10 protein-coding genes and 1 pseudogene are annotated in these 21,628 nt (G+C 62.4%); 5 read left to right on the forward strand and 6 right to left on the reverse strand.

The genetic code is table 11. The features are described 5' to 3' along the window. Positions 1–165: 165 nt before the first annotated feature. The 3 genes from ACERNI_RS15905 to ACERNI_RS15915 all read right to left on the reverse strand — a co-directional run bounded on the left by ACERNI_RS15905 (position 166) and on the right by ACERNI_RS15915 (position 3,127). The gene (locus tag ACERNI_RS15905) at positions 166–513 is read right to left on the reverse strand and encodes a hypothetical protein (RefSeq protein ID WP_448834236.1); all 348 of its coding nucleotides are present in this window, start codon (positions 511–513) and stop codon (positions 166–168) included. A 696-nt stretch (positions 514–1,209) separates the two neighbouring features. Further along, positions 1,210–1,920, reverse strand: a complete 711-nt coding sequence (locus tag ACERNI_RS15910; protein WP_448834237.1) for a response regulator transcription factor — start codon at positions 1,918–1,920, stop codon at positions 1,210–1,212. 292 nt (positions 1,921–2,212) lie between these two features. After that, positions 2,213–3,127 (reverse strand): LysR family transcriptional regulator, encoded by a 915-nt coding sequence (locus ACERNI_RS15915; protein WP_448834251.1) that lies wholly within the window; start codon positions 3,125–3,127, stop codon positions 2,213–2,215. A 939-nt stretch (positions 3,128–4,066) separates the two neighbouring features. Between ACERNI_RS15915 and ACERNI_RS15920 the strand changes: the two genes are divergently transcribed. The 4 genes from ACERNI_RS15920 (at position 4,067) to ACERNI_RS15935 (ending at position 10,685) form a co-directional block, all read left to right on the forward strand. Continuing rightward, a complete protein-coding gene (locus ACERNI_RS15920) occupies positions 4,067–5,602 on the forward strand; it encodes an ATP-binding protein (protein ID WP_448834238.1) in 1,536 nt (511 codons plus the stop codon). Positions 5,603–6,599: 997 nt separating this feature from the next. Beyond that, positions 6,600–9,254: a YadA-like family protein gene (locus tag ACERNI_RS15925; protein WP_448834239.1), complete on the forward strand. Its 2,655-nt coding sequence runs from the start codon at positions 6,600–6,602 to the stop codon at positions 9,252–9,254. Positions 9,255–9,258: 4 nt separating this feature from the next. Then, a complete protein-coding gene (locus ACERNI_RS15930; protein WP_448834240.1) occupies positions 9,259–9,870 on the forward strand; it encodes an invasion associated locus B family protein in 612 nt (203 codons plus the stop codon). A gap of 65 nt (positions 9,871–9,935) precedes the next feature. Further along, positions 9,936–10,685 (forward strand): helix-turn-helix domain-containing protein, encoded by a 750-nt coding sequence (locus ACERNI_RS15935; protein ID WP_448834241.1) that lies wholly within the window; start codon positions 9,936–9,938, stop codon positions 10,683–10,685. 115 nt (positions 10,686–10,800) lie between these two features. On the opposite strand, the pseudogene ACERNI_RS15940 reads toward ACERNI_RS15935, so the two are convergent. The 3 genes and pseudogenes from ACERNI_RS15940 to ACERNI_RS15950 form a co-directional block, all read right to left on the reverse strand. Beyond that, a pseudogene (locus ACERNI_RS15940) lies at positions 10,801–11,085 on the reverse strand (transposase); the annotation flags it as partial. A gap of 154 nt (positions 11,086–11,239) precedes the next feature. After that, the gene (locus ACERNI_RS15945; RefSeq protein WP_448834242.1) at positions 11,240–11,881 is read right to left on the reverse strand and encodes a response regulator; all 642 of its coding nucleotides are present in this window, start codon (positions 11,879–11,881) and stop codon (positions 11,240–11,242) included. Further along, positions 11,871–13,304, reverse strand: a complete 1,434-nt coding sequence (locus ACERNI_RS15950) for a sensor histidine kinase (protein ID WP_448834243.1) — start codon at positions 13,302–13,304, stop codon at positions 11,871–11,873. Before ACERNI_RS15950 ends, ACERNI_RS15945 begins: the two co-directional genes overlap by 11 nt. Before the next feature lie 748 nt (positions 13,305–14,052). Here ACERNI_RS15950 and ACERNI_RS15955 point away from each other — a divergent pair. Then, complete coding sequence (locus ACERNI_RS15955; RefSeq protein WP_448834244.1) at positions 14,053–21,585, forward strand: peroxidase family protein; 7,533 nt, start codon at positions 14,053–14,055, stop codon at positions 21,583–21,585. Positions 21,586–21,628 lie beyond the last annotated feature (43 nt).

Genomic DNA, 21,628 nt, shown 5'->3' on the forward strand with positions numbered 1-21,628 from the left:
GGCTGGAGCCGGCAGATCGATTGGCGTGCATTCAAAACAAAGAAAATCAGGGCAGTTGGCCAGCCAGGCTGATCGCGAACTGCCCCTGGGGGCGCCGTAGGCGGGTGTGGCCCATCCAGCGCCATCAGCGGGGCGGTGGCTACCCTGCCGCCACCTGCATTGTTTCTACCGCCGGCAGAGATATTGCCAGCGCCGGTGATCCGGTGGATAGCGGCCAGCCGAACAGTCCGCGCGCGCCGCGCCATCCAGAGCCATGAAGCAGGATTTGCCTTCGCGCATGTGCTGGCACCAGCCGATGTCCGTCCGGTCGCTGAACGACATGAAGCACGATTTGCCTTCAACGTAAGCCTGGCAAAAACCCCGGTCCCGGCCGTTGAAGGCCATAAAGCAGGACTGCTTTCCCGAGCAGATCGCGGAGGCTGCCGGCATCATCTGGGCGCTGGCGGTTGTCGCGCCTGGCGGCGCCATGCTGTACGCAACAAGCAATAACCCTATAAACCGTCCCATTCCCATGGCTGCTCTCCCTGAGACGCAGAAATGGCTGACCCAATATACCAATCGGCGCGCATTCTGCATCCTGTCAGGGCCTGCGGGCGGCGGTCAGAAGCATCCTTTTCTACAGTCAGGCCAGGGGCGGCAATCACGCGTGTCGTGCACGCATGCCGTGCTTGCGCATGACGTTCTTCCTCGCAGCCGGCTTTGGCCTGGTACAAGGCAGCCATCCTGGAACTGGCGCCACGGCGGTGACTTTGCTTGGCATATTTTCTGCTTTGCGGCCTGTCGCAGCACAAAGACCTGACAGTTCCACATTCTGATTGCCCTGTGGGCGAGGCGTTCTGTGGGTTTGCTGCGGTTCTCCGGGCGCCGGCGCAAGATCAGAAGCGGGATCTGGCGAGGGGCATCGCTGGAAAGCCCAGCGGTGCGTGAAAATTCGGGGCCTCCAGACTGGAGATTGGCCCGTGGCGCTGAAGGGTTGAACCCATGTGGTCATTTGGAGATGTCGGGCGCTTTGATGGCCCGCGCCAGTTCCGCCGTCACGGGGATTTCCGCAACCCGGCCAACGCCAGCCAGCGGCGTCGACAGGCTGGCGTTTCCAGGCGTGGGGCGAATGCTGACATCTTCTGTCGCAGATTTTCAAATGCGCCCGTAGCAATAGTTGCGCCGCGCAGCCAAGGGTAATTCTGGAGAGCAGCAAAATATTCCGTAATATTATGAGGAAAATGTAAAACCTGCTCCGCGAATGGCGTGAAGTGGAAGCGTCATATCTGCTTTTTTGGCGCGCTTCCGCAGGCGGCTGACAATCGTATCCAGGTGTGCGTAGTTGAAATCATAAATGTCCTCGCCCAAAGCCTCCACGAGAGCTTGCCGCTCAACGGTCTCGCCACGCGCGTTGAACAGGCGCCTGAGCAGACGTTGTTCTGCTGTCGTCAGGCGGAGGCGATGACCGGCGCCATCCGTCAGCACCCAGCCGCCTTCAACCAGATCCCATTCTGGCGATTGCCGGGGAGTCTGGCTGTCCCTGTCAAGGCGGGCAGTCACAGCCGCCACGGTGGCGGCCAGTTCCCGCACGTCAACAGGTTTCACCAGATAGGCGTCCGCGCCAGTCCGGAGGCCGCCGACCCGGTCCTCAACGGCCCCCCTGGCCGTGGCCATGATGATCCCGACAGGTTGAGACGCCCGCAAATGGGCGGCTATGGACAGGCCGTCTTCCCCATCCAGGCCGATATCAAGAATAACGATTGTGGAGGGTCTGGCCGCATAGGCCCGGTACAGGTCTGCGGCGCCGCCGAAGCCCTGCACGTTCAGGCCGAGTGCTGAGAGTCCGAACACCATCTCTTCCCGGAAATCTTCGTCATCATCAACGAGATAAATCAGAACTTCACCCGGCGAACTGTTGAGTGTGAGCGTCTCCGCGGACATGACGGCTCCTCTCTGGCGATCCCGCGTTCGATTTCAGTTTCTTCGCCCGTTGTCAAACCCGCGGACCAGCGCCGCGCGCATGCCCCGGCGCGGGGGCGCCGATTCAACGATATGGCGGTGACCGGACAAGGGGGCGGCACGCGCCGATTCCGGGATTTCCCGAAATGCGGGCCTGTTGCCGGATCATGCTGACTGCAATGGCCATATCCGGCCGTTCATGCCGCGTCGCAAGCAGACTGAAGGGCCGCGTTCCACCGGGTGGCTGACGGGGAGGGGCCAGGCATGTCTGGGATCATGAGGGCAACCCCGGGGCGTTGATGTGTTGCTTCAGGAGCATCTCGAGCCAGTCGGCAAACAGGGTCAAACGCTTGGGCAGGTGCTGCCGGTGTGGGTATACCAGACTCATCGGCATCGGTTCAGCCCGGTGATCAGGCAGGACCTCAACCAGTTTGCCGGCTGCCAGCAGGTCCTGGACATCGTATGCGGGAACCTGAATCAGGCCCAGTCCCGCCAGACAGCATGCGATATGGGCCTCTGCATTCCGCACGGTAATGCGGGCGCGCAGGCGCGCGGTGCGGACGACGCCAGCCTCGATCCATTCCCAATGTTCAGTCCGGCCGCCAGGCCCGGAATAATGGATTCCCCAATGCTCCTGAAGCGCAACTGGACTGGATGGCGCGCCATGGCGGGCGAGATAGGCGGGACTTGCCACATTGACCAGCGGCAGAACGCCGATGCGTCGGGCGATAAGCGTGGAATCCTGCAACACGCCGACTCTTAGGGCGCAGTCGACGTTTTCCCGGACAAGGTTGACCAGCCGGTCCGTGGAGCCCAGGTCGATCTCAATATGCGGATAAAGTTCGAGGAATTCGATCAAACGCGGCGCAATGACAAGCCGGCCAATCCAGCCTGGAGCATCAATCCGCAGGCGGCCGGATGGCTGCGCATCCGTACGGCGGTACAGTGTTTCCATGTCCTCGACTTCAGCGATAACCCGCTGGCAACGCGCGTATAAGGCGGCGCCCTCCTGCGTCGGCGAGACGGTGCGGGTGGTGCGGTGAAGCAGGCGGGCGTCAACGCGCCGCTCCAGCTCCGAAATCGCGGCGGACACGGAGGAGCGCGGCATGTCCAGTTTCTCGGCCGCGCGTGCGAAGCTCATGCACTCCATGACGCAGACGAATGTACGGAAGAGGTCCACGCGATCCAATATGCTGGCGCCCGATTGAACAGAAATCCTGAACAGAGAGGTCAGAAGCGCCGGCTTTTTCCCGCAGTTCCAGCAAGTATCATCCTGATCTGAAAAGCAGCGGCCAGCACAGGTCGCGCTGAACCCTGGATCGACCGATTTGCCCACCTCAATCTGCTACCTAGCAAGATCTGACCCGGACGGCCAATGCACAAAATGGCTCTTGCTGGCATATGCTTTCACATCTGGCCGGTAACGCTTTGGGCAATTGATGTGATTGTCAGTAAATGGCCGGGCTGTGCTGCAGCCGCATTGCGAAGCCGTTGAGGCTGTACGCAAACTCCCCCCGTAACGTCTGACCGTTGCGCCCATGGCCGCGCCAGTGCGCCCGGGAAACGGGGCGGCATTTCCAATCGCCTTGCAACCCCTGGCTGGCCATTCCGGCGCAACCGGACGGGCGCTGGTGGCTGCGCATCCTGGCCGGCTCTGCTGGCCGGGGCGTGCACATATCGCGCCAGCTGCCAGACGTCAGGTGGCCGGGCGAACAGAATGAAGGCCGAACCAGGTGGGTCGGAAACCAGCATGAGCAGTGTGCAGCCGCTCCGGGGCCAGAGATGGCGCCAGATTCCGCCCATCATACGTTGGGGAACACTGGGCGCGGCTGTCGTCTGGCTGGCGCTGGTCGCCGGCCTGGGGTGGTGGTCTTTGCAACGCATGGTGGCTGAAGAACTCAGCCGCGTGGCGGTCAGCGCTGAATACGAAGCCATAACAACGGCCCGCGTTGTTGACCGGCTCTTCACCGAACTGACCAGCGTGGCCAATATGGTCGCAAGCCAGAGCCAGGTGATCCAGCTCGCCGCGCGCTATCGCACCGACCCCCCTGGCTTCGAGGAGCTGACGCGTCAGGAGCGCGCCCAAAAATTCACGGGTGATCCGCTGGTGCGCAGGGTTGGCGATTTCATGCGGGATCTGTCCAGCGATCTGAAGTACGCGCGTATCTATATGAACAATTTGTCATACGATACGGTTACGGCGAGCAATTGGGCTGATTCATTCAGTATCGTTGGTCAGATTTACGCGGGGCGGGGCTATCTTGCCGATGCCCTGAAGGGCGGAAAAGGGCAAATGTTCGGCATTGCGCGGCTGAACCAGAGCCCGTCCTACTTCGTGGCCAGCCGCATCGAAGACGCCAACGATGCGCCGTTGGGCTCTGTCACGGTCAAATTCGATGCTCCGGATATGGCGCACTATCTGGCGGGGCGGCATATCACGCTGATCGTCAACCGCCAGGGACGGGTGACGACCGCTTCGTCCGAACCGTTCATGCTGCGGAATGTGGCGGCGCTTTTGCCCGTGAGTGTTCTGCTCCCTTCCGACGGTGATGAAGATCTGGGGGAGCCCATGGACGTACGCGCCATGGGCGACGGAAGCAGGCCCGGCCTGTGGCTCATTGATGGGCATCCCTATCTCGTGCGCCGCGAGCCCCTGACCAATGCAAAATACCAGCTGCTGACGCTGGCCGCGCTCAACCAGCTTGAGCCCATGCGACAGCAGCAATATCTGATAACGGGGCTCATTGCTGCTTTCGGACTGAGCCTGATCCTGCTTGCTGGCGGCGTCGCCGCCCATCTTGCCGGCCGTCGTCAGCGGGCTGTGCAGGACCGGATTCTGGCCATCTCCCAGGCCGCGGAACGGGATCTGACCATCAAGGTGCGCGAGAGAACCGCCGAGCTTGCGGAAACCAACGCATCGCTGAAAGCGGAAATGGACCAGCGCCGTCTTCTGGAGGAAAAGCTCCGCCAGTCGCTGGACGCCGTGAACGACGCCCTCGCGCAGCAACAGGAGTTTGTGGCCGTGGTGTCCCATGAGTTCCGTGGTCCGCTGGGGGTCATCGCGGTGACAGCCGATAACCTGCTGTCCTCCCAGAAGGACGGTCCCGATCCCGTCAAAATGCGGATCGCGAAAATCGGGCGCACGGTCAGAAGAATGTCGATGCTGATCGAGAATGTGCTTGCTGGCGACCGTCTCAACGCCGCGCATGTATCAGTCGCCGGGACCGGCGCTTTCGATTTCAATGAGATACTTCATGCGGTCAGGTCAGGGCTGGATGAGGCGGCGGCTGCGCGCGTCAGTGTTGTTCACGGCGATGCGGCAATCGTGAAAGGCGACCGGGTTCTCCTGGAGGTAGTGGTGCAGAATCTCGTCCAGAACGCCCTGAAATATTCAGCCGCGTCGAGCCCCGTGATGGTGAAGGCGTCGACATCTGGGGGCAGGGTATTCGTTGATGTGGTTGACCAGGGCGGCGGCGTGGCGCCCATGGAGCAGGAGCGCATATTCTCCAAGTACTATCGTGTCCCGGGGCAGAACGTCAGTGGTTCTGGTCTTGGACTATATATTTCGCGGGAAATTGTCCGGCAGCATGGTGGCGATCTCACGTTGGCGGCAAGCGGCGTCTCCGGGTCGACGTTCCGTTTCTCGTTGCTTTCAGGCGCTTGATCCAGCCTTTGCCGGCGCCGTCATGGTGAGGCGGCGCAATCATCATCGTAAACCGGCGCCATGCGTCGCAGCCTGCTGGTTTGATGACAGCCGTTGCGCCATGTCGCACCCCGCCGCCGCCGAAAAGCGTGTCCGCCGCTCCCAAAGCCACTCCGGCCCTGATGCGATGGCCCAAGACGGAGGCGCGTCGCAAATGACTTTGCCCGTGACGACATTGCGCCAGTTCATGGCCATGGCGGCGGCGTGCATGGCGCCCCTGTGCGGCCCCAGAGGTGGTTGTTGGATGAAATATTTAAACTCCATTTGTATCTATAAATACTTTCAGTAAATATCGGAAACATTATCCAAACGACCAGATTAATCGTTAAATTATATCAAGTGCAGACAGGCTCTGGAAACGGAGACGACATAACGTGTCAGTTTGTGTCATTTTCTGATGTTGTTCGCGTTACTGGCGATGTTTAAGACACGTTTCTGTGAGCAAATGGATCGACGCGGTATCCGGGATTACACGTATGGAAATATCCGACGCAATTTTCGCGTGTATCCGGATTATTGGCTTTAATTTCCAGCTATAGATCCGAAATTTTTCAGGTTTTGCGTAGCATTGAAGCTGCGTGACGATATCTGTTGTCGCGAATGCGCTCGCATTCGCCGTTAAGTATTTGGATCTCTGGATTTGGGTGCGCGTTTCCCAGCTCTCCCGGGCAGGAAGTGGGGAGGGACTGGGGATCTCAGTTCAGGAATGTCGCCCGGTTCTTGCGGCGTGAGTGTGCAGATTCGTAATCTGAGGGGTATTGGGGTGTTTGGTCTGGAAAGCCCGGAAGGGCGCAATTCAACAGGTTGCCGGCAGTTTGTTGAGGGCAGGGCGGCCAATGCTGATGGGGCGGGGGGCGGGCGCAAGCGATTGGCGTCGCTTCTTCGCCGTTCAGCCCTGAGAATGGGCGTGAGCCGAAACGCCTTGGGCGTTGGCGCCCTGGGTGTTGCGGTGTCTGCCATGATGGCAGTGACGCCAGCCATGGCCCAGCAGTATAGTGCGGGCAGCGGCTCGAGCACATCGCAGGACCGCGACGTGGCGGTGGGCGTGGGGGCGGTCGCAAGTGGCGGGCACTCCGCGGCGTTCGGCGACGTTGTCACGGCAAGTGGGCTCCGGTCCGCGGCAATTGGTTCCCACACCACGGCAAGCGGCCAGTATTCCGCGGCGCTTGGCACCGCAACAACAGCGTCGGCTGACTATGCCGTTGCTGTTGGCTCCCAGGGCACGATGGCAAGTCAGGCGCGCGCGCTGGCTGTGGGCTACAACGCCCAGGCAACGCATGCAGACGCCGTTGCGATCGGTGGCGGCGCGCGTACAAAAGCGGCCGTGGCTGCTGGCGGCGTGACAATCAACGGCACGTATTACACGTTTGCCGCAGGGGCGCCGGCAAGCGTTTTCAGCATCGGCGACACCGGGTCAGAAAGGCAGTTGGTCAACGTTGCGGCCGGACAACTCTCCGCCACCAGCACGGACGCGGTGAATGGCTCCCAGCTGTTCCGCACGAACGAAGCGGTGACGGCGGTAAACACGCGCGTCACCAATCTGAATAATGGGGTGGTCGACGGCGCGATTGGCGTTGTCCAGCGGTCCGCAACGCCAAATGTGACGGTGTTGACGGCGGCGGGCGGCACAGCTGCGGCTCCGGGCTCCGCGCAGAAGCTGACCAACGTGGCCAACGGCGTCGTCAGCAGCGCCTCCGGGGAGGCCATCAACGGTTCGCAGCTTTATGGCGTGTCGCAGTCGATCGCCAGCCACCTTGGCGGCGGCGCAACGGTTGGCGCCAATGGCGTCGTCAATGGTCCGACCTATACGGTCCAGAACAATCCGTACACAACGGTGGCGTCGGCGTTCGGAGCTGTCGACAGCAGCCTGGGCGCGCTCAGCGAGACGGCCAACCGTGGCTGGGATCTGCAGGCCAATGGCGACGCGAAGACGGCGGTGAAGCCGGGCGATACCGTGCAGTTCCTCAATGGCCAGAACATCAAGGTAACGCGCAGCGGCGGTAATGTGACAATCGCCACGGTCGACGATCTGAATGTGACGAGCGTCACGGCCGGCAATGCCCAACTGGCAACCAATGGTCTGACGATCACTGGCGGGCCGAGCATCCTGACGACAGGCATTAACGCCGGAAACCTCAAGGTGACGAATGTCGCTGCCGGGGACATTGCATCGGCGGGATCGACGGATGCGGTGAACGGAGGCCAGCTCTACGCGACCAATCAGGCCGTGGAGGCGCTGGGCAACGGTGTTTCCAGCGGCGCGATTGGAATCATCCAGCGCACGGCAACGCCCAATGTGACGGTGCTGACAGCAGCGGGCGGCACAGCGGCAGTTCCTGGCGCAGCGCAGAAGCTGACCAACCTGGCCAATGGGGACGTCGACGCTGCTTCCACCGACGCCATTAACGGTTCGCAGCTTTATGGCGTGTCGCAGTCGGTCGCCAGCCACCTCGGCGGCGGCGCGACGGTTGGCGCGAATGGCGTCGTCAATGGTCCGACCTATGTGATCCAGGGGCAGAGCTATGGCACGGTCTATGACAGCTTTGGCGCCGTCGATAGCCGGTTGACGTCGATCGGCCAGCAAATCGACGGCATCGCCAATGGCGGCGGCATCAAGTATTTCCACACCAACTCGCAGGCTGCCGACAGCCAGGCTGTTGGCGCCAACAGCACCGCCATCGGTCCCCAGGCCGTTGCCACGGGCGCGGCCAGCATTGCAACCGGCATGAACGCCAGCGCGCAGGGCAACAGTTCCATTGCGCTGGGCGCCAACGCCACGGCCACGAATGCGGGCGATGTCGCCATCGGCGCGGGGGCGAGCACCCAGGCAGCCGTGCAGACAAGCACCATGATCGTCAACGGGCGAACCTATGACGTTGCCGGAACCGCGACAGCGACGGTTTCGTTCGGCAGCGCAGGGGCCGAGCGGACGCTGACGAATGTTGCGGCTGGCCGGGTGAATGCGTCCTCTACCGACGCGATCAATGGTTCGCAGCTCTATGCGACCAACCAGGCGCTTGAAACGCTGAGCGGCAACGTCGGCGTTATTGGCCAGAACGCGGTGATGTACGATACGGACAGCAATGGCGCGAAAAAGAACGCGATTACCCTGCAGGGTGGCGACGCCAATGCGCCAGTGCTGCTATCCAATGTGGCGACTGGCGTTGCGGACAATGATGCCGTCAATGTCGGACAGCTGAAGGGCGTTGCGGCAGGCACGCTTGCCTCGGCCAACAGGTATACGGACGACAGCACCGCAAGAGCCCTTGCGAGCGCCAACACTTATACCGACCAGAAATCTGCTGAAACGCTGCAGGCCGCCAACAGCTATACCGACCAGCGGTTTGGCATCCTGTCCGGCGCCATTGGCGACGTGCGGAGGGAAGCGCGGCAGGCGGCTGCCGTGGGTCTTGCGGCTTCCTCGCTGCGCTACGACAACCGGCCTGGCAAGCTGAGCATGGCGGTTGGCGGCGGCGCCTGGCGCGGCGAAGGCGCGCTGGCCGTTGGCCTGGGCTATACGAGTGAAAGCCAGGTGCTGCGCGCCAACATTTCCGCGACGTCGTCGGGCCGGCAGTGGGGCGTGGCGGCTGGCCTCAGCCTTACGTTGAACTGAAGCCATGACGTCCGCAAAGGCTTGGGTTGCCAGCATTACTGTAGCTCTGGCCTTTGCGGCGTTGTCCGCGAGCGGGGTTGCGGCCGCTGGCCCTGTACGAAAGCCGGCAACGGCGGAGGCGCCTTTCGAGGCGTCTCCCGGCTACGACATCAGGCCGTCCGATGTCGTCGTTCCGGACAATGTCCCGATTGGCCAGTATCGGCGCGTGATCAGGCCCTTCCAGTACTGGACGCTGATCTGCGACGAGAATATCGCGAAGAAAAAACGGGTCTGCAATATCACCCAGACCGTGGCCAGATCTGACAAAACGGTTGCGTTCAGCTGGTCGCTCGCCGCCTCGGAAAATGGAAAACCCTTTTTCATTTTGCGCATGCCGCAGGACATGGAGGCTGGCCAACCGGTTTTGCTGGATATTTCAGACGGGGGGGCGCCGGTTTCTGTGCCGGTCAAGGGGTGCAATGGCTCTGTCTGTATAGGCTACCTGCAGATTGGGCCGCGCGTGCGGGCCGCAATCAACAAAGGCAACGTCGTGCAGGTCTCCTATCGCCAGGGCGCGGGGGTGACGCAGTTTCGCGCGCCCCTGCGGGGTCTGGCGCAAGCACTTTCCGGTATCTGATCGGCCGGGCAGCGCGCAGTGTTCAGCAGAAAGTTATGAAAATGGCGTCATCAGCATTGGGGAATATGAAAGCAGCGATGGCTGCCGGCCTGCCGGGCGATGGAAGTCTGGGTGAGGGGCTTGTTCCGGGCGCGGTCGGGCCTGCGACTTCATATAATGACAGGCGCGCCCAGGCCGGAGACAGCATAACGGCGATCATTCAGCCGGAACGCTTCTCGCGGGAATGCATTCTGACATCGCTGCAGATGCGCCAGACGGAGGAGCGCTATCTGGGTTTTGAGGCGCTTGAAGAGTGGCAGGCTCACCCGCTCGCATCGTGCTGCTCGCTGATTGCGTGCTGGCTGCCGCATGCCGATGATGACAGTCGTCAAAACCTGGTGGATCGCCTCCTGAGCATCAGGGACGTCGCGCCAAAACCGCGCATTGCGCTCGTTTCTGAGTTTGGGAAGGTGTCAGAGGCCGCAGGTTACATTCAGCAAGGCGTATCTGCGATCGTGCCGGTAGCCACCAGCCTTGAGTTCATGACGAAGATATTTGCGCTCGTCCGGGCCGGCGGCGACTACATCCCTGCTTCTCTTATGCGCAGCCTGGAAGTTCCCCGGGAGGCCGTCGACTGTTCCAGGGTCCTGTCGCCAAGACAGGTTGCTGTGGCCAGGGCGGTTGCGCGGGGTGCGCCAAATAAAATTATCGCACACGAACTGGCGATGTGCGAAAGCACGGTCAAGGTTCACGTGCGGACGATCATGAAGAAATTGAAGGCGAAAAACCGCACGCATATTGCATACATGCTGAATGATGATCTGCGCATTGCGTGATGCGCACGTTGGTTTTTGGTAATTATTTGGATATCGAGTTGTATTGCGATTGGGTGGGCTTTGCGACGTCGGAGAAATTTGCGAGAGAGTTGCCCCGTCGGGCTGTGACGCGCCTGGAGTCGATCATGGCGATATCATTCTCGCAACCGTCTGAGGCCGCTTCGAGAAGCCGAACCCTCACCCCGGCTTTTCGCCGCCGGGCAAACCGGGGGCAACGCGTTGTGCAGGGACCATAGCGCTGAGGTATCTCAGCCCAGGGCGAGCCGGTGCGAGAACGCCACGAAATCCCGTTGAGCGCCCGCATGTCGTCAACGCGAGGAGCACCCCGCGGCTTGTCGGGCAAAAGCGGCGCTATAATCGCCCATTCATGGGCGGTCAGTTCGTGGCGACGACGGCTCATCGAGGCTCCCCACAATCAGGAGCCGTGAACCACTGGCTGGCCAAAGCGCCAACAATCTTATGCGTGCACGCCGCAGGGTGTTCACTTCACAAGAGCCATTTCGGCATGGTCGACGCCGCCCCCTGGCGCGCGACGGCTTGCGCGCTGACCAGGCTCACTCCAGCGGTCCCCACTCCCTCTGGGCAATCAGGCTGGCGACCACCCGGTTCCTGACGTTCAGCTTCTCCATGATGCGCGTCATGTGAAACTTGACGGTCTTCTCAAGAACGCCCAGCGCTTCTCCGACCTGGCGATTGCTCAGCCCCTGCGCAACAAGCCGGAGGATCTGTTTTTCGCGCTCGGACAGCGTATCAATCTGGCGTGGCGTCGTTTTCTCCTTGATGCGGGACAGGAGCGGTAATGCAAGGTTCGGGGAGACAAAGGTTTCGCCATTCGCCACGTTCCTGACAGCTGCGATCAACTGGACGGCTTCGATGCCCTTCAGAATATAACCCACGGCGCCGGCCTCGAGTGCAGCGATGACGCGTTCATTTTCCTCGGAAACGGTCAGCATGACCACGCGCGGTGCATCCTCTTCCGCAGCAATGGTCGCCGCCGTTGCCATTCCGTTTCCCGGCATGGAGATATCAAGGAGGATGACGTCGGGTTTCAGGCGACGCGCCAGCTCAATGGCCTGTTCTCCCGAGCCCCCGTCACCAACGACTTCAAGGCCGGGATCCAGCCCCAGCGTCTGGATGACGCCCGTACGGAACAGCGGATGATCGTCAATCACGACCACGGTGATTTTACGCACCATCGTTCCCCCGCATGATCAGTGTCATTTCCAGCGTTGTGCCACCGTCCTGGTTGATCACGAAAGCAAACGCGCCGCCGAGGCTCTCGACGCGCGCCCGCAACCCGGTCAGCCCCAGGCCTGGTTTGATCACGCCGCTGCCCTTCGCGCCGGCTGGGCCGCCGTCACTTACCGTCACGTTGAGAAGCTGATCCTGCAGCCTGCAGACGACTGACTGGCTGTTCCCCGGGGCGTGCCGGTGCGCGTTCAACAATCCTTCCTGCAAGAAGCGATAGGCGCAAATCTTGACCGCGTAGGTGGCGTCGCAGTTGAGCGCCTCGCAGGTCAGGCTGACCTTGCAGCCCGTGCGGGTTTCGTGAAGGGCGACGACGCGTTCGACAACCTCCTGCAAGGGGAGTGACTCAATTTCGGGCAGCATCAGCCCATGGGAAATCGTGCGGAGGTCCCGCAGGGCGTCATCCAGGATGCCGGACATCGCCTGCAACTCCCGATTGCGGTCACTCGCCGTAACAGCCCTGCGGACGAGTTCGACTTTCAACACGGCGAGCCCCACCAGTTGCGCGGGGCCATCGTGCAGATCCGCAGCGACATTACGCAGATAAGTCGCGTTGAGTTCGACGAGCCTGCCGGACGCTGCCTCGATCTTGCTACGCAGGCTGCGGTTCTGGTCAGAGACGCGCCGGACCTGATCGATGCGCTGCCTCAGGGCGGTGTGCTGCGCGCTGATCAGCTTGCTGGCGCGGTGAACGGTGCCGAACAGGCTCAACATGACGGCAAGCGTCAGCAGCGCTGTCGTGAGCCAACTGCCCAGACGTACGCTGGACAGACGCTCCTGCAGATCATCGGGCGCCTCATGGATTTCCGCGACAGCGATAATCCTGCCCGAAAGCTGCTCCCGGACCGGAACATAGATTTCAAGATACTTTCTCTTGAAATTCCGCGCCATATGCTCAAGCGAGTCAAGGTTCGTGTATTGCGCCGACACCTTTCCGGTCAGGGCTTCCAGCAGTCCGGGCGGCGGATCAAACCGGCGTCCCATGAGATCGCGTGACTTTGAGTAAACGATCAATCCGCCTTCTTTCCATATTTCAAGATGCGGAAAGCGCGTCTCAAACGCCTGATCCTCCTTGGTATTCACTCCCAACAGCTGATCCAGGGCGGCGACGCTTTCAGGCGGCAGGGTTTCGCTGTGCGCGAGCGCCTGCAGGTTCGGCGACAGGACGCTGTCCAGAAACAGGGCGGTGGAGGCGGCGGTGTTTTCTATCGTGACGTTTGTCACGATACGCGACGTAATGATGCCCGCAACGGTCATGACAACGAGCATGACCAGGCCGCCGGTGATCGCGAACTGACGCGACAGGCTTACGGGCGCCCGCAGGCCAGGAGCAGTGTGAACGTCCGCATCGGCGCGTGCTGGCATGCTCATCCGTCCCCCACCAAATAAACATAAACTGAGCCTTGATCTGTCACCAGCGGCATTTCGACTGGATCTGGCTTGGAAAAAGGTATGAGAGGCGCCTGAAGAGTAGCCGGATGCACCAACAAGCCGCGGCGGCAAGTTTTCTGGCAGCTGAATTGGTCCCCGTTATGCCGGAAACACGGGCATAACCATGGGGACTTGAGCATAAAGCGACATGCGGACGCCGTCGCGCCACAGGATCTTGTACAGCGCGCCGCCGTGCTTCCCGAAGAACATGCAGGTCCCGCCATGAGGCCAAAATGTTCCTGCGCCAGCAGGGCAGGGCCATGCATCCCCTTCTTATGCTGGTGTGGCCAACGCAGATCCACACGCCAGAGCTCGCAGGGATGATCGCAATGCCCGCAGAACCACGCTGACACGAAACGGCGACAAGTCCAGTCACGCGTTGCGACGCGCAGGCGTCAAGCAGTTTATTCCGTATTTTCAGATCGTTGCATCGCTGGCGCCTGAGACAGGCAAGGCCAATGTCCCTGGCGAGGCTGGACCAAGGTCTGGATCATCCGCTCCCGACGGTCCAGTTCGCAGCGCGCCCAGAGGCTGTGAAACTCGCAAGACCTAGTGCTGTTACGCCGATACTTCGGATCTACTAATAATTTCTGAAGCATCGTTGGGCTTTGCCTGTGCGTCGCCGTGTAATCGTTAAGGCTGCGATGGCGCTGGCGCCTGACCGGCGAGACAGGCAAAGGGGAACGCGATGGTCAGCCTGGTCAAACACGATCTTGAGTTCATCCTCAAGCAGATCAAGATTGCTGAGGCGCACGCGGCTGGAGGCGACCTCGCCACGCTCGTGGGAAATCCACTGGCGCCCTACGGGCTGCGAACGGTCGATGGCAGCCACAACAACCTCATTCCCGGCCGCGTCGAGTGGGGTGCAGCTGACAATCAGTTTCCGCCAATGGTCTCGCCTGGGACGCCGCTGAACGACGGCGACGGCGACAGCATGAACTTTGGCCCCGGCGGCGTACTGACCAATACTGATTACGGCGCTACTGGCGATGTGGCCGACGCAGACCCCCGGCTGATTTCAAACCTGATCGTTGATCAGTCCCTGGCCAATCCAGCCGTCATTATCGCGGCGCTGGAGCACGCGGAATACCAGGGCGACATCACGGCCGCGGTGACGGCGCTGCAGCAGGGTTACGCAACGTATCAGGCGCTTGCCGCGGCGGTGGCGGGGAACGAACCGGAGCTGGCGCCCATCCGGGCCGCCTGGCAGGCCAGCGTCGCCGCTTACGGCATCGAGATGGACGGGACGACAGTCATCCTGCCCAACGTCTCGCCAGATATCGGCGATTCCGCGCCCTACAGCTCCATATTCACCATCTTCGGCCAGTTTTTCGATCACGGGCTCGATCATGTGGCCAAGGGCAACAACGGCACGATCTATATCCCCCTGTCGCCAGATGACCCGCTGTATGACCCGACGCCGGGCGCCCGCACCAACTTCATGGCGGTGTCGCGCGCCAGCACCAGCGACGGCGCGATGAACACAACCACCCCATGGGTCGACCAGAACCAGACCTATGGTTCGCACGCATCCGTACAGGTGTTCCTGCGCGAATACATTTTGATCGACGGCAAGCCCGTCGCCACCGGCCACCTGCTCACGGGGGCGCAGGGCGGCATGGCCACCTGGGGCGACGTGAAAAAGCAGGCCGCGGACATCCTGGGCATCCGGCTCACGGACAATGACGTGGGCAGCGTGCCGCTGCTTGCGACGGATGAGTACGGCAATTTCATTCCTGGCGCGAACGGCTTTCCGCAACTGGTCGTTGGCTTCGGCGCCAACGACCTGGTTGAAGGCGTGGCCGGCGCCGGCGCGGTCGATCCGGCGGCGGTCGGCGCTTTCCGCACGGCCCAAGCCTTCCTGCTCGATATCGCGCACCGCGCGGCGCCTGGCTTCTATGATGACGACCACAATCCAGCCACGCCGTCCGTGGCGCTGGTCCCGGACAACGACACCGACGCCGGGAATCTCAATCCCGCCGGAACCTATGACAATGAACTGCTGGACGCCCACTTCATCGCCGGTGACGGCCGGGCCAACGAAAACATCGGGCTCACGGCCATCCACCACGTATTTCATGCGGAGCACAACCGCGTCGTTGAGCACGCCAAGGACGTCATCCTTGCGACGGGCGACGTGGCGTTTCTCAATGAATGGCTGCTGAATGACGTAACGTCCATCCCGGACGCTTCGGACCCGGGCCATGCGGCATGGGCCGCAGACCTGCTGTGGGATGGCGAACGACTGTTTCAGGCGGGGCGCTTCACCACCGAGATGGAGTATCAGCATCTGGTGTTCGAGGAATTCGCCAGGAAGATGCAGCCCGACGTTGACGCCTTCCTGTTCGAGCCCGACCCGGACATCAATCCGGCGATCTTCGCGGAGTTCGCCCATGTCGTCTACCGCTTTGGTCACTCCATGCTGCGGGAGACCATTGACCGGGTGCATACGGATGGCGCGACCGATCATATCGACCTGTTCGAGGGCTTTCTCAATCCGCTTGCCTACGACAAGGGAGGCGCGCTGACCCATGACGTAGCGGTAGGCGCCATCATGCGCGGGTTGAGCGGCCAGGTCGGCAACGAGATCGACGAATTCGTCACTAACGTGCTGCGCAACCAGCTTGTCGGCATTCCGCTGGACCTGGCGGCCATCAATATCGCCCGCGGCCGCGACACCAACATGCCCACGCTGAATGAGGCTCGCGCCCAGCTCAAGGCCGCAGCTGGCGGTGACAGCCAGCTCGATCCCTACGTCAACTGGGTCGATTTCGCGCTCAACCTCAAGAACCCTGCGTCCATCGTCAACTTCATCGCCGCCTACGGCACACATGAGGCGATAGCGGAGCAGGACAGCGTCGCAGGCAAGCGCGCGGCGGCGATGGCCATCGTGTTCGGGACCAACCAGACCTTCCTCGACGGCATCACCAACACCACAAAGGTGATCCTTGCTTCCAGCATCACCGACCGTCTGGACTTCCTTAACGGCACAGCCGGGTGGAGCGGCATGGAAGCCGGCCTCAACAACGTCGATTTCTGGATCGGAGGTCTCGCGGAGAAGAAGATGGACTTCGGCGGCATGCTGGGGTCGACGTTCTCCGCCGTGTTCGAGCTGCAGCTGGAAAACCTCCAGGACGGCGACCGGTTCTACTATCTGTCGCGCGTCCAGGGTCTCAATCTGCTCTCCGAACTGGAAGGCAATTCGCTGGCAAAAATTGTCCTGCGCAATACCGATCTGGGTGAGGACGGCTCGGCCATCCCCAGCGACATCTTCTCGCGGCCAGACCTGACGCTCTATCTGGATGCAGCGCGTCAACTGGCCATGACCGGCCTCTCCGATCCCGAGCACGGCAATCCAACGCTGCAGGCCATTTCGCAGCTGGTCGAGCGGCGCGATGCCAATGGCGACGGCGTCGCCGACTACCTCCGTTACAATGGCGGCGACCATGTGGTCATTCAGGGCACGTCTGGCAACGACACCATCATTGGTGGTGAAGGCGATGACACGCTCTGGGGCGGCGCTGGCAATGACCGGCTCGAAGGGGGCTATGGCGTCGACCATGTCCATGGCGGCGCTGGCAATGACATCATCACCAATGCGGGCGCCGACATCGGCGCCGCAGACTTCCTGCACGGCGAGGAGGGTCACGATGTCATCCATGGCGGCTCTGGCCTGGCGCTGACGTTCGGCAACCAGGGTCAGGACTTCATGGTGGCTGGCCCCGACGGCAAGACTGTCATGGGCGGCGTCGACAATGACTTCATCCTCGGCGGCGACGGGATGGACTTCCTGCTTGGCGAGGCCGGCGATGACTGGATCGAGGGCGGGGGGCGCTTCGACACCCTGGCCGGCGAGAACTCCGAGCTGTTCTTCAACTCCTCGATCATCGGCCACGACGTGCTGAATGGTCAGCGCGGCGACGTCGACTATGATGCGGAGGCCGGCGACGACATCATGTTCCAGGGCGTCGGCATCCAGCGCAGCAACGGCATGGCCGGCTTCGACTGGGCGATCCACAAGGGCGATGAAGTCCCGGCCAATTCTGACCTCGGCATCCCCATCTTCGCCACGCAGGAGAATTTCATCCTGCGCGACCGCTTTGACCTCGTCGAGGGCCTCTCGGGCTGGAAATACAACGATGTGCTTACGGGCCGCGTCGCACCGGTCAACACGCGCGCCGAACTGACCGGCACGGCGGCAATCCCTGGCCCGGACTCCATTCTGGACTCCTATTCCAACGCCCTGCTGGAGAAGAACATTTCGCTGGTCGCGGGCCTCGACAAGCTGGTGGCCCACGCCCCGCGCCACATTCAGGTCGGCAATGACGGCACGGCTGAAGTCGTCGCCCTGGAGACCAGCGACGCCACCGACATCCTGCTCGGCGGCGGCGGCAGCGACAGGATCAAGGGTCTCGCGGGCAATGACGTCATCGATGGCGACATGTGGCTGAATGTGCGCATCGCCGTCTATGCCCGCGACGCCAATGGCGAATTGACCGATACGGTGATCGCCACTGCCGACGGCATGACCGGCAAACTCTACAACACGCCCGCCGGCCTTGCGGCGAAGGACCCCGCCGATCTCTACAATCCGGCCGGCGCGGCCGGTTCAGCTGGCATGACGCTGGATCAGGCGATGTTCAGCCGCGCCCTTGACCCGGGCCAGTTGCAGATCGTCCGCGAGGTTCTCAATGGCAATCAGGCGGGCGACATCGACACGGCGGCCTATATCGGCCCGCGCGAGCAATATGGCTTTGGCGTCAACCGGGACGGCAGCCTCTATGTCAATCATGCGCCGCCAGCGGCCGACGAAACGGAGACGCTCGGTGACAACGTGGAGGGCGTGACCGCACGGCCAGTTCTCGATGGACGCGACACAGTGCGCAATATCGAGCGGCTCGAGTTCACGGACCTGACCATGAACGTCATCAATGGCGCGGACGCCGGCGAGACGCTGAACGGCAATGCGCCCGGGACCGGCCTGATCCATGACGTGATCATGGGCTTCGGCGGCAATGACACGCTGAACGGCGGTACGGGCGATGACGTGCTGATCGGCGGCGTCGGCGATGACAGGCTTGACGGCGGCGCCGGCGACGACCGGTACATCTACGGCCTGAACGACGGCCAGGACGTCATTCAGGAGAGCGGTGGCAACGACAGGATCTCGATTGCAGCGGATGGAGTTGCGCTGGGCGCGCTGAATTTCATGCGCGAGCAGGACAACGACCTGCGTATAGATATCAACGGCACGCGCATCACCGTCACAGACCATTTCGACAGCAATGGCGCGGTCATCGAGACCATCGCCTTCGACAGCGGCAGCTACGGCGGCTACGATTTCTATCTGGCCGACGACGAAGGCGACGAGGTGTTCCGCGGCGCCTATGCGCTCAGCACGGACGACAACGGTGAACTCACTGCGGCGGCCGATGTCGACACGATCCTGATTGATCGGGACAACAACCAGAGCTCCACGCTTACTGGCAACACCGGCGATGACATGCTGTTCGGCAACGGCGGCAATGACACGCTCAATGGCGGCTCCGGCGTCGATCTCCTGGTTGGCGGTTCCGGCAACGACACCTATACCGTCGATGATCCCGGCGATACTGTCGTGGAACTGGCCAACGGGGGAACGGACACCGTCCGCACGTCGCTCGTCAGCTACAACCTTGACGCCAATGTGGAGGCGCTCGTCTACACGGGCGCAGCCGATTTCACCGGCTCCGGCAACGGCCTCAACAACACCATCAGCGGGGGCGCCGGCGCGGACAGTCTGTATGGCGGTGATGGCGCCGATACGCTCAATGGCGGAGCCGGGAACGACGCCCTCCACGGTGGGGCTGGCAATGACATGCTAAACGGCGAGGCCGGCAATGATGTGCTGACCGGCGGCGCCGGCGATGACACGATCGATGTGGGCAATGGCTTCAACATTATCGTCTACGACCAGGCCGGCTTCGGCGCCGACGTCATCAACAGCTTCGACGCTGCTGGCGGCTCAATCGCCAACCAGGACAAAATCGACCTGAGCGGCCTGGGCGTCACCGCCGCCAACTTTAACCAGCGGGTGTTCGAATCCAGCCCCGGCGGCGGCGCCACCTTGCTGACCATCCGGGAGGGCGGGCCCGGCTCCGCCATTCAGGGCGCGATCCGCATCAATGGCGTAACGGCGAACAACATCGACCAGAGCGACTTCATCCTCGCTCCGCCGGTCATCAATGGCACGAACAGCGCCAATACGCTCAGCGGCGCCGCTGCAGGCGACGTCATCAACGGACTTGGCGGCAATGACGTGATCGATGGCTTTGCCGGCAATGATGTCATCGACGGCGGAGCCGGCGACGACACGATTAACGGTGGGAGCGGCGACGACGTCGTCCGCTGGACCGCTCCGGCGAATGGCTCAGCCGGGTGGGATGTGATTGACGGCGGTTCAGAGGGCAGTGCCGGCGACGCCTTCGAGATCACTGGCTCCGCCAGCTACGAGATCTTCCGCATCTATCCCGCGGAAGACGCCCTTGCAGTCGTGCCGGGCCTGACGCTGCGCGGCGCGGCGACGGAGATCGTCATCACGCGGACGACCGTGGTCAACGGCGTGGAAGGGACGCCGCAGGTGATCGCCGAACTCGCGGAAATCGAGGAGATCATCATCAATGGCTCCCCCGCCAGCGGCGTGGGCGAGGCTGGCGGCGACAGGTTCGAACTGATCGGCAATTTCGCTGAACTGGGCGAAGAAACCAGCCTGCGCACCAGCACGATCACCATTCTCGGCTCCGGGGGGAGTGATACGGTCGACATCTCGAAGCTCGCCTCGGCGCATCGCGTCGTGTTCAAGACCAGCGGCGGCAATGACGTCATCATCGGCAAGTTGCGGCCCCAGGACGTGGTCGAACTTGAGGCCGGCAAGACGCTGGCGGACTATGCCCGCACGAAGAACGCTGACGGCTCCACCACCATGTCGAGCGGCGCGCACACCGTCACCTTCTTCAGCGAAGGCGAGGGGCCGCAGTTCACCCAGGGCGGCGCCGGGCATGGGGATGGTGGCGATGGCAGCGGCCAGGCTCCGGTGGGCGGCGATGATGGCGACCAGGGCGATAGCGGGGGAGATGATCGCGAGGACGATCTGGACCCGGTGGGCGGTGGCGATGACGCCGGCGCAGGTGAGGAGGGACAGGACGACGAAGAGGAGGACGATGACGCCGGCAATGATGACAATGGTCACGACGACGCCGGTTGTGGTCAGGACGAAGACGACGATGTCGAAGATGGGGTGGGGCAAGGCGGCCCGACCAATCCTGTGCCCTCGGGAGGTGGCGCCATGCGCATTGGCGCGGCCTCGGCGGATGTGCTCACTGGCGCCGCTGGCAACGACAGCATCTTCGGACTGGCGGGCGACGACGTTTTGTTTGGCGAGGCCGGCGACGACATGATTGCGGCCGGTGACGGCTCCGACCATGTGGACGGCGGCGCCGGGCGCGACACCATCTTCGCGGGCGACGGCGATGATCGAGTGTTCGCCGGAGCCGGGAACGATCTCATCCACGGCGAAGCCGGCGACGACAGGATCTTCGGACATGACGGCGATGACATCATAGACGCAGGAGCCGGCAACGACACCGTCGTGGGCGGCGCGGGCGGCGACCTGTTCATCGCCTCGGCCGGCGACGGCGCTGACACCTACTACGGCGATGACATCGACGGCGGCGTGGGGATCGACACTCTCGACCTCTCCGCCATCAGCGCGAACCTGACCGTGGACCTGGGCTCTGGCCTGCTGGGACGCGGCGCTGCGCGCAGCAGCGAAAGTGGCGTCGACACCCTGTGGGGCATCGAAAACGTCGCGACCGGCTCCGGCGATGATGTGATCACCGCCTCGCACGCGGTAAACGTGATGGAAGGCGGAGCCGGCGAGGATGTCTTCCGCTTCCTCGATGTGGCCAGCGCCGACGGCGACGTGATCTTCGACTTCGAGCCCGGGGATCTGATCGATCTCTCCGGCATCGACGCGAACGCCGGAACCGCGGGCAATCAGGGCTTCACGCTGGTCAGTGGTCCAGAGTTCAACGCGGCGGCGCAGCTCATGGTGTCCTGGGAGGAGCGGGACGGCGTCGCTTACACCATCGTGCAGGGCAATGTCAGCGGCGGAGCGACGGAAGATTTCCGCATCGCGCTCAAGGGGAGCCACGACCTGAACGCCTCCAGCTTCGTGCTGTGAGCCGTCAGGCCCCCGGCGGGCGGACCATCAAGTCCGCCCGCCA

Source organism: Camelimonas sp. ID_303_24, assembly GCF_053543495.1.

What these genes read in the sequence shown, in the direction of transcription:
- ACERNI_RS15905 (WP_448834236.1), bottom strand. Translation starts at nt 513, where the DNA reads ATGGGAATGGGACGGTTTATAGGGTTATTGCTTGTTGCGTACAGCATG.
- ACERNI_RS15910 (WP_448834237.1), bottom strand. Translation starts at nt 1,920, where the DNA reads ATGTCCGCGGAGACGCTCACACTCAACAGTTCGCCGGGTGAAGTTCTG.
- ACERNI_RS15920 (WP_448834238.1), top strand. Translation starts at nt 4,067, where the DNA reads ATGCGGGATCTGTCCAGCGATCTGAAGTACGCGCGTATCTATATGAAC.
- ACERNI_RS15925 (WP_448834239.1), top strand. Translation starts at nt 6,600, where the DNA reads ATGATGGCAGTGACGCCAGCCATGGCCCAGCAGTATAGTGCGGGCAGC.
- ACERNI_RS15930 (WP_448834240.1), top strand. Translation starts at nt 9,259, where the DNA reads ATGACGTCCGCAAAGGCTTGGGTTGCCAGCATTACTGTAGCTCTGGCC.
- ACERNI_RS15935 (WP_448834241.1), top strand. Translation starts at nt 9,936, where the DNA reads ATGAAAGCAGCGATGGCTGCCGGCCTGCCGGGCGATGGAAGTCTGGGT.
- ACERNI_RS15945 (WP_448834242.1), bottom strand. Translation starts at nt 11,881, where the DNA reads ATGGTGCGTAAAATCACCGTGGTCGTGATTGACGATCATCCGCTGTTC.
- ACERNI_RS15950 (WP_448834243.1), bottom strand. Translation starts at nt 13,304, where the DNA reads ATGAGCATGCCAGCACGCGCCGATGCGGACGTTCACACTGCTCCTGGC.
- ACERNI_RS15955 (WP_448834244.1), top strand. Translation starts at nt 14,053, where the DNA reads ATGGTCAGCCTGGTCAAACACGATCTTGAGTTCATCCTCAAGCAGATC.